Source organism: Peribacillus sp. P4_D6, from assembly GCF_056401795.1.
On sequence record NZ_JBFUIQ010000161.1, the window covers coordinates 1 to 7139 of the forward strand.

A 7139-nucleotide genomic window follows, 5' to 3' on the forward strand; every position below is an offset into this window, starting at 1 on the left:
CTATCAACCAGGTGACTTGATGCTCATTACGGATCATATTAATTTAATGGGGGCAAACCCATTGATTGGTCCTAATGAAGRGCGTTTCGGCCCTAGATTCCCTGATATGTCGGAAGCTTATAATAAAGACCTTCGGACGCAARCAAAAAAAATAGCAGCTTCACTAGGATTGGATATTAAAGAAGGTGTCTATATCGGTAATACAGGACCGACCTATGAGACACCGGCAGAAGTGAAAATGGCAAGGATCCTTGGCGGGGATGCAGTTGGTATGTCGACAGTCCCGGAAGTTATCGTAGCAAGGCATAGCGGAATGAAGGTGCTCGGAATCTCATGCCTTACCAATATGGCCGCGGGCATTCTGGATCAGCCTTTGTCACATGAAGAGGTAATTGAAACGACTGAAAAAGTGAAAAGCAGTTTTCTTGAATTTGTTAAGCAAATCGTTAAAGACATATAAAACGAACCAAAAAAATACAAGTACACCTAAAGAAAATCGGTGTCTTTAAAAAGTGGGGATTCTATTATGAGAATGGTAGACTTAATCGAGAAAAAGCGTGATGGAAAGGCTCTTACTACAGAAGAAATACAGTTCATCATCAATGGCTTTACCGATGGATCGATTCCGGATTACCAAATGAGCGCTTGGTCAATGGCAGTTTATTTTAAAGGCATGAATGAGCAGGAACGTGCTGATCTAACCATGGCAATGGTCGAATCGGGAGATCAAATTGATTTATCGATGATTGAAGGAATTAAGGTCGATAAACATTCAACAGGAGGTGTGGGTGATACCACAACTCTAGTGCTTGGACCATTGGTTGCTGCTGTTGGTGTTCCAGTGGCAAAGATGTCAGGACGCGGTCTTGGCCATACAGGCGGGACGATCGATAAGTTGGAGTCTGTAAAAGGATTTCATGTCGAAATAGAAAATGACGAGTTCATCAGACTTGTCAATAAAAATAAGATAGCTGTCATTGGGCAAAGYGGTAACCTGACTCCGGCCGACAAAAAGTTATATGCATTGCGCGATGTTACGGGTACCGTTAACAGTATCGGTTTGATAGCTGGCTCGATCATGAGTAAGAAAATCGCCGCTGGTGCTGATGCAATCGTACTTGATGTTAAAACGGGAGCGGGCGCTTTCATGAAAACTCTCGAAGATTCCGAAGAATTGGCGCATGCAATGGTTAGCATCGGAAACAATGTGGGACGAAACACGATGGCTGTCATTTCCGATATGAGCCAACCGTTGGGTTACGCAATCGGAAATGCTTTAGAAGTGAAGGAAGCCATCGATACGCTTAAAGGAGAGGGACCGGAAGATTTAACGGAACTTTCTTTAACACTGGGAAGCCATATGGTATACCTTGCCAAAAAGGCAAACTCGCTAGAAGAAGCAAGAACCTTGCTGGAAAATGCGATCAAGGATGGTTCTGCACTTAACTCATTCAAGATTTTCCTGGAAGCGCAGGGAGGCGATGGTTCGGTTGTAGATCAGCCGGAAAAACTACCGCAGGCTGCTCATACTTTCGAGCTGGAAGCGAAAGAGGACGGATATGTATCGGAAATCATCGCTGATGAAGTAGGAACGGCAGCCATGCTGTTAGGCGCCGGGCGGGCGACAAAAGAATCAGAGATTGATTTGGCCGTCGGACTGGTACTTCGTAAAAAAATCGGGGAAACCGTGGCAAAAGGTGAATCACTTGTGACGATTTACAGCAATTTCGAAGATGTTTCAAAGGTGAAAGAAAAATTGTATGAAAGCATTGCGATTTCAAAAGAGAAAATAGAAAAACCTACATTGATCTATAAAGAGATCATGGAATAAACATTTCCCAAAAAAGGCCGCGCTTTTGAGCGGCCTTTTTACGTTTATCCCATTGAATTATTAAAAGAGGATGCCCATGCGCATCCTCTTTTAATTTGGTTCACTTTGTTACCCTATATCCAGTATATGTTCAAAATTCATCTTTATTTGTATAAAAATGGGTTTAATGGAAAAAATAAAAAATATAAAGATTGGAGGGTATGGAGATGAAGCGGATTCTTTCTGTATTTTTAACCGTTTTGGTAGCATTGGGTTTTAACATCCCGCATACAAAAGCAGCTGAAGAAAAAGGAGTCGAACTGGCGGCAAATGCTAAATCCGCTATTTTGATTGAACGGGATACAGGTACTGTTCTCTATGATAAAAATGCAGACGATCGCCTTTCACCGGCAAGCATGACGAAAATCATGACGATGCTGCTGATCATGGAAGCGATCGATAAAGGCGAACTCAGCATGAAGGAGAAAATCAGGACTAGTGAGTATGCAGCGTCGATGGGCGGTTCCCAGATCTTCCTCGAGCCAGGTGAAGAAATGACCACGGAACAAATGCTTAAAGGCATCTCGATTGGTTCGGCGAATGATGCATCGGTGGCGATGGCTGAACGTCTAGCTGGATCGGAAGAAGAGTTTGTCAGGGAAATGAACAAAAAGGCGAAAGACCTCGGGTTGAAAAATACAAAGTTCCAAAACGCAACAGGACTTCCTGTTAAAGATCATTACAGTTCAGCACATGATATGTCGATCATGGCGAAGGAATTATTGAAATACGATACGATTACAAGGTTCACGGGTACATATGAAGATTATCTCCGTGAAAATACCGAAAAGAAATTTTGGCTTGTCAACACAAATAGGTTAGTGAAATTTTATCCTGGGGTCGATGGACTGAAAACAGGATTCACAAATGAAGCGAAATATTGTTTGACAGCGACTGCTAAAAAAGGGAATATGCGTGTCATTGCCGTCGTTTTCGGAGCCGTTTCTCCAAAGGAACGAAACGCTCAGGTTACCAAGATGTTAGATTATGCATTTTCACAATACATCACATACCCTATTTATAAACGCGGTGAGGTGTTAGGTGAAGCCAAGGTAAGTAAAGGGCAAAAGAAAACCGTGGTGGGCGTCACAAGTGAACCTATTTCAGTTTTGACAGCCAAAAACGGAACGGCAAAGGACTTTACAAAAAAAATCACGCTTGATAAAGATTTGGATGCCCCGATTAAAAAAGGTGATGAAATTGGTACGCTTGAATTGAAGAAAAACGGTAAGGTATATGTCGAATCTCCGATTGTTGCGAAGGAAACTGTTGATAATGCCAGCTGGTGGCAATTGTATAAACGGGCTTTCGGCATGTTTACCCATTCGAAATAGAATAAATTGTCGCATTGCCTGTTAATCGTACTAATTTAGGCGAAACTCCACTAGTTTTGCTAGTAAGGAGGAATCGGCAGGTGAAAAAGAGAATTTGACTCTTTATAAGACAGTGAAGGAGGCTGTATATAATGAGTCTTACGATTAATATGGAGGCGAAAAACCGAGTATTGTGCATTCGTCTCAAAGGTGATTTAGATCATCATACAGCAGAAAAATTAAAAAATCAGGCAGAGGCAGCCATTCAAAAGCATAATATCAAGCATATCATCCTCAACATGGAAGAATTGGATTTTATGGACAGTTCAGGGCTCGGAGTTATTTTGGGCCGTTATAAGCAGGTAAACAAAAAGCAAGGTGAAATGGTGGTCTGTGCAATTTCTCCAGCAGTAAAGCGGTTATTTGAGATGTCAGGGTTGTTTAAAATTGTTAAAATGGAACTATCCGAAAAAAACGCTTTGCAAAGACTGGGGGTTGCCTAATATGAAAAATAAAATGGAAACGAAATTTTCTGCACTTAGCCAAAATGAATCTTTTGCCAGGGTAACTGTTGCGGCATTCATTGCCCAATTGGACCCGACGATGGATGAATTGACAGAGATCAAGACTGTCGTGTCAGAAGCCGTTACGAATTCGATCATCCATGGGTATGAGAGTGACCCGGAAGGTTGGGTCTACATTTCAGTGGTCATCGAAGGCGATACTGTGGAATTGACCATCCGGGATGAAGGACTGGGCATTGAAGACGTCGAGGAGGCTAAACAGCCGTTATTTACGACAAAACCCGAACTTGAGCGTTCCGGTATGGGATTCACCATCATGGAAAACTTCATGGATGAAATCAATATAATTTCCCATAAGGGCGAAGGCACGATCATTCGATTAAAAAAGCACTTAACTACAAGCAGAGCTTTGTGCAATTAAGGGAGACTTGCATATGGATGTGGAGGTTAAAAACGAGAAGAGCAAGAAAGGCCAGCCCCATTTAAAAGATGAGGAATTGCGGAATTTAATCCAACGCAGCCAGAGCGGTGACCAAGATGCAAGGAATCTGATTGTCAATAGCAATCTGAGGCTCGTATGGTCAGTAGTGCAAAGATTCCTCAATCGAGGTTACGAACCAGATGACCTTTATCAAATAGGCTGTATAGGTCTGTTGAAGTCCGTGGATAAATTTGACTTATCGTTTGAAGTGAAATTCTCAACGTATGCTGTGCCTATGATCATTGGTGAAATCCAACGTTTTATCCGTGATGACGGAACGGTTAAAGTAAGCCGGTCATTAAAGGAAATGGCGAATAAAATTCGCAGGGCCAAAGAGGAACTTTCAAAGACGTATGGCCGCGTTCCGACTGTCAATGAATTGGCGGAACATCTAGAGCTTTCGCCAGAGGAAATCATCATGGCCCAAGAAGCTAGCAGGAGCCCTTCATCGATCCATGAAACGGTTTACGAAAATGATGGAGATCCGATTACTCTTCTTGACCAGATTGCCGACCATAATGAAACATCCTGGTTCGATCAAATCGCTTTGAAAGAAGCCATACATGAATTGAATGAACGTGAAAGGCTGATTGTTTTCCTGAGGTATTATAAAGATCAGACGCAATCGGAAGTGGCGGCAAGGCTTGGCATTTCCCAAGTTCAGGTATCAAGGCTGGAGAAAAAGATTCTTCAGCAAATGAAAAACCACATGAATCAGTGATTCATGTGGTTTTTTTATTGAGCTGAAAATAAATACTGATTTTAGGAAAAAGTAAAAGTGATTTAAGATGAAACTAGGGATGGGGCCGAATTTTTAGTTGAATTTAGGGATAAAAACGAATATTATAGTAAAGGTCGCGTTTCTCATTCGTTTTTTTATCTTTCTTTCAATGAATAATGAACAGGAAAAACGTCGATGCATTACAATATTAGGACACCTTGTCTTTTCGTGCAAACGGTTGTCGGTGATTCCTTTAGATCTGGAGGTCTAAAATATGTTTATGGAAAAGTTTTTCTCCCTGAAAGAAAATGGGACGGATGTCCGTACAGAAGTCATGGCGGGTGTTACGACATTTTTGACTATGGTTTATATCCTCATTGTGAATCCGGCATTATTGTCTTCAATCGGAATTCCATTTGAACAAGTTTTCATGGCAACGGTCATATCAGCGGTGATTGGTACCCTAATCATGGGGCTCGTTGCAAAATACCCGATTGCGATAGCACCAGGGATGGGCTTGAATGCTTATTTTGCCAGCGTGGTGGGGGCACAGGGCCTTTCATACCAGACCGTATTCGGTACGGTTTTCATTGCTGGTTTGCTATTTCTATTAATTAGCGTGACTAGCTTGCGTAAAATGATAATTGATGCGATTCCTAACTCATTAAAATACGGCATTACATCCGGAATTGGTTTATTCATTGYGTTTATCGGATTGAAAAATGCTGGAATCATAGTGCCAAATGAATCAACGATGGTGACGCTTGGCGATTTACATCAGCCAGGAACCGTCTTAGCGTTAGCAGGCTTATTCATTACCTTGATTTTTATGGCCCGTAATATAAAAGGGGCCATTTTCATTGGCATGATCGTTACGGCAATCATTGCCTACATTATCGGTTTGCTCGACTTCGATGGGGTCTTATCTGTACCTCCGACACCGGTATTTTTCGATATCGATATCGCTGGGGTCTTCACGAATTCTTTATATTCAATTGTCTTCGCCTTTTTACTTGTGACGATCTTCGATACGACAGGCACCTTGATTGGCGTGACAGAACAGGCAGGACTAACGAAGGATGGGAAAATCCCTCGTGCCAAGAAAGCCTTTTTAGGTGATGCGATTGCGACTACAGTCGGCTCGATGTTTGGTACAAGCCCATCGACTGCCTATGTGGAATCGAGTACGGGAGTGGCTGCAGGCGGACGTACGGGATTGACCGCTACTGTCGTGGCCATCTTGTTTGCTGTATCGATTTTCTTTTCTCCATTGATATCGGCAATTTCTTCCGTTCAGGCAATCACAGCACCCGTTTTGATCATCGTGGGATGTTTCATGATGGAAGGTCTGGCTAAAGTCAATTGGAAACTTTTTGATGAGGCATTTCCAGCATTTGCGATCATTTTAACGATGCCGCTTACTTCAAGTATATCTACAGGGATTGCAATTGGGTTCATTACATATCCCCTAATGAAGGTATTCAGCGGAAAAGGAAAATCGGTACATCCGCTCATATATATTTTTGGGTTGATATTTTTGGTTCAGCTGATTTTCTTCCCCACTCATTAATAGTGAATGTAAACCAAAAAGACATCTCTGACATTGCAGGTGTCTCAGTTTGTAGRCAAAAGGGGTTCGGAATTAAAAAATTCCGAACCCCTTTTAAAATTCCCTTTGAAATTTTGACCAAAGGTTAAGAGATTTGGGCTCTTCGAGTCACTATGTTACGGGATTTTAGGACCTYGCCATGTCCAMGTGGCCATCTTCTTTAAATTAATGGCAGCGAAAGTAAGCATCGCTTGCATCAACAATTTTTTAAGTCCCCTTAAAGTTATCTAACGCATACAATGCTTTTCTTTTGCATCTGCGAATACAYGCTCAATCGTTTCTTTACGTTTCGCATATAAAGGTTTTACACATTTTAGATGACTGGATCAATGGAAGCCTCCATTTTACGAACCAAATGGTTCGCCGGCACCAGTTGATCTCGTTGAAGATGATGTTTCGAAAGCATCCTCATCACCTCAAATTTTAATAKATCTATTTTAAAACAAAAAAGACTGTAGGCAAAAGGAGTTCTATCCAAATTTTTAAACATGTTGATTGGAGCGGGTGTGCGAGACTCCTGCGGGAATAGCGAGTCCAAGGGAGACCCCACAGGTGCAAATGCGCCGAGGGCGGACCGCCCGCGGAAAGCGAGTGCCCTACGTTCCAATCAACGTCCAAGGT

General features: G+C 42.2%; 7 protein-coding genes and 1 pseudogene. 7 read left to right on the forward strand and 1 reads right to left on the reverse strand.

Annotation, left to right across the window (positions count from 1 at the left end; all coding sequences use genetic code 11):
• The 7 genes from AC1DVB_RS24030 to AC1DVB_RS24060 form a co-directional block, all read left to right on the forward strand.
• On the forward strand, window positions 1–460 hold a 460-nt coding region (locus AC1DVB_RS24030), incomplete at its 5' end, for a purine-nucleoside phosphorylase (RefSeq protein WP_477591291.1).
• A 66-nt stretch (window positions 461–526) separates the two neighbouring features.
• Window positions 527–1831 carry a pyrimidine-nucleoside phosphorylase gene (locus AC1DVB_RS24035; RefSeq protein ID WP_057278759.1) on the forward strand — a complete coding sequence of 435 codons (1305 nt, stop codon included), beginning with the start codon at window positions 527–529 and terminating at the stop codon, window positions 1829–1831.
• Window positions 1832–2037: 206 nt separating this feature from the next.
• Window positions 2038–3204, forward strand: coding sequence for a D-alanyl-D-alanine carboxypeptidase family protein (locus AC1DVB_RS24040; protein WP_063575718.1), 1167 nt, complete (start codon window positions 2038–2040; stop codon window positions 3202–3204).
• A 131-nt stretch (window positions 3205–3335) separates the two neighbouring features.
• Window positions 3336–3686, forward strand: a complete 351-nt coding sequence (spoIIAA, locus tag AC1DVB_RS24045; protein WP_034308142.1) for an anti-sigma F factor antagonist — start codon at window positions 3336–3338, stop codon at window positions 3684–3686.
• A 1-nt stretch (window position 3687) separates the two neighbouring features.
• On the forward strand, window positions 3688–4128 hold the full coding sequence (gene spoIIAB, locus AC1DVB_RS24050; protein WP_034308139.1) for an anti-sigma F factor: 441 nt from the start codon (window positions 3688–3690) through the stop codon (window positions 4126–4128).
• 13 nt (window positions 4129–4141) lie between these two features.
• Window positions 4142–4909, forward strand: a complete 768-nt coding sequence (gene sigF, locus AC1DVB_RS24055; protein WP_034308137.1) for an RNA polymerase sporulation sigma factor SigF — start codon at window positions 4142–4144, stop codon at window positions 4907–4909.
• Window positions 4910–5189: 280 nt separating this feature from the next.
• A complete protein-coding gene (locus AC1DVB_RS24060) occupies window positions 5190–6479 on the forward strand; it encodes an NCS2 family permease (RefSeq protein WP_477591294.1) in 1290 nt (429 codons plus the stop codon).
• A gap of 155 nt (window positions 6480–6634) precedes the next feature.
• On the opposite strand, the pseudogene AC1DVB_RS24065 reads toward AC1DVB_RS24060, so the two are convergent.
• Window positions 6635–6823: pseudogene (locus AC1DVB_RS24065) on the reverse strand (transposase); the annotation flags it as partial.
• Window positions 6824–7139 lie beyond the last annotated feature (316 nt).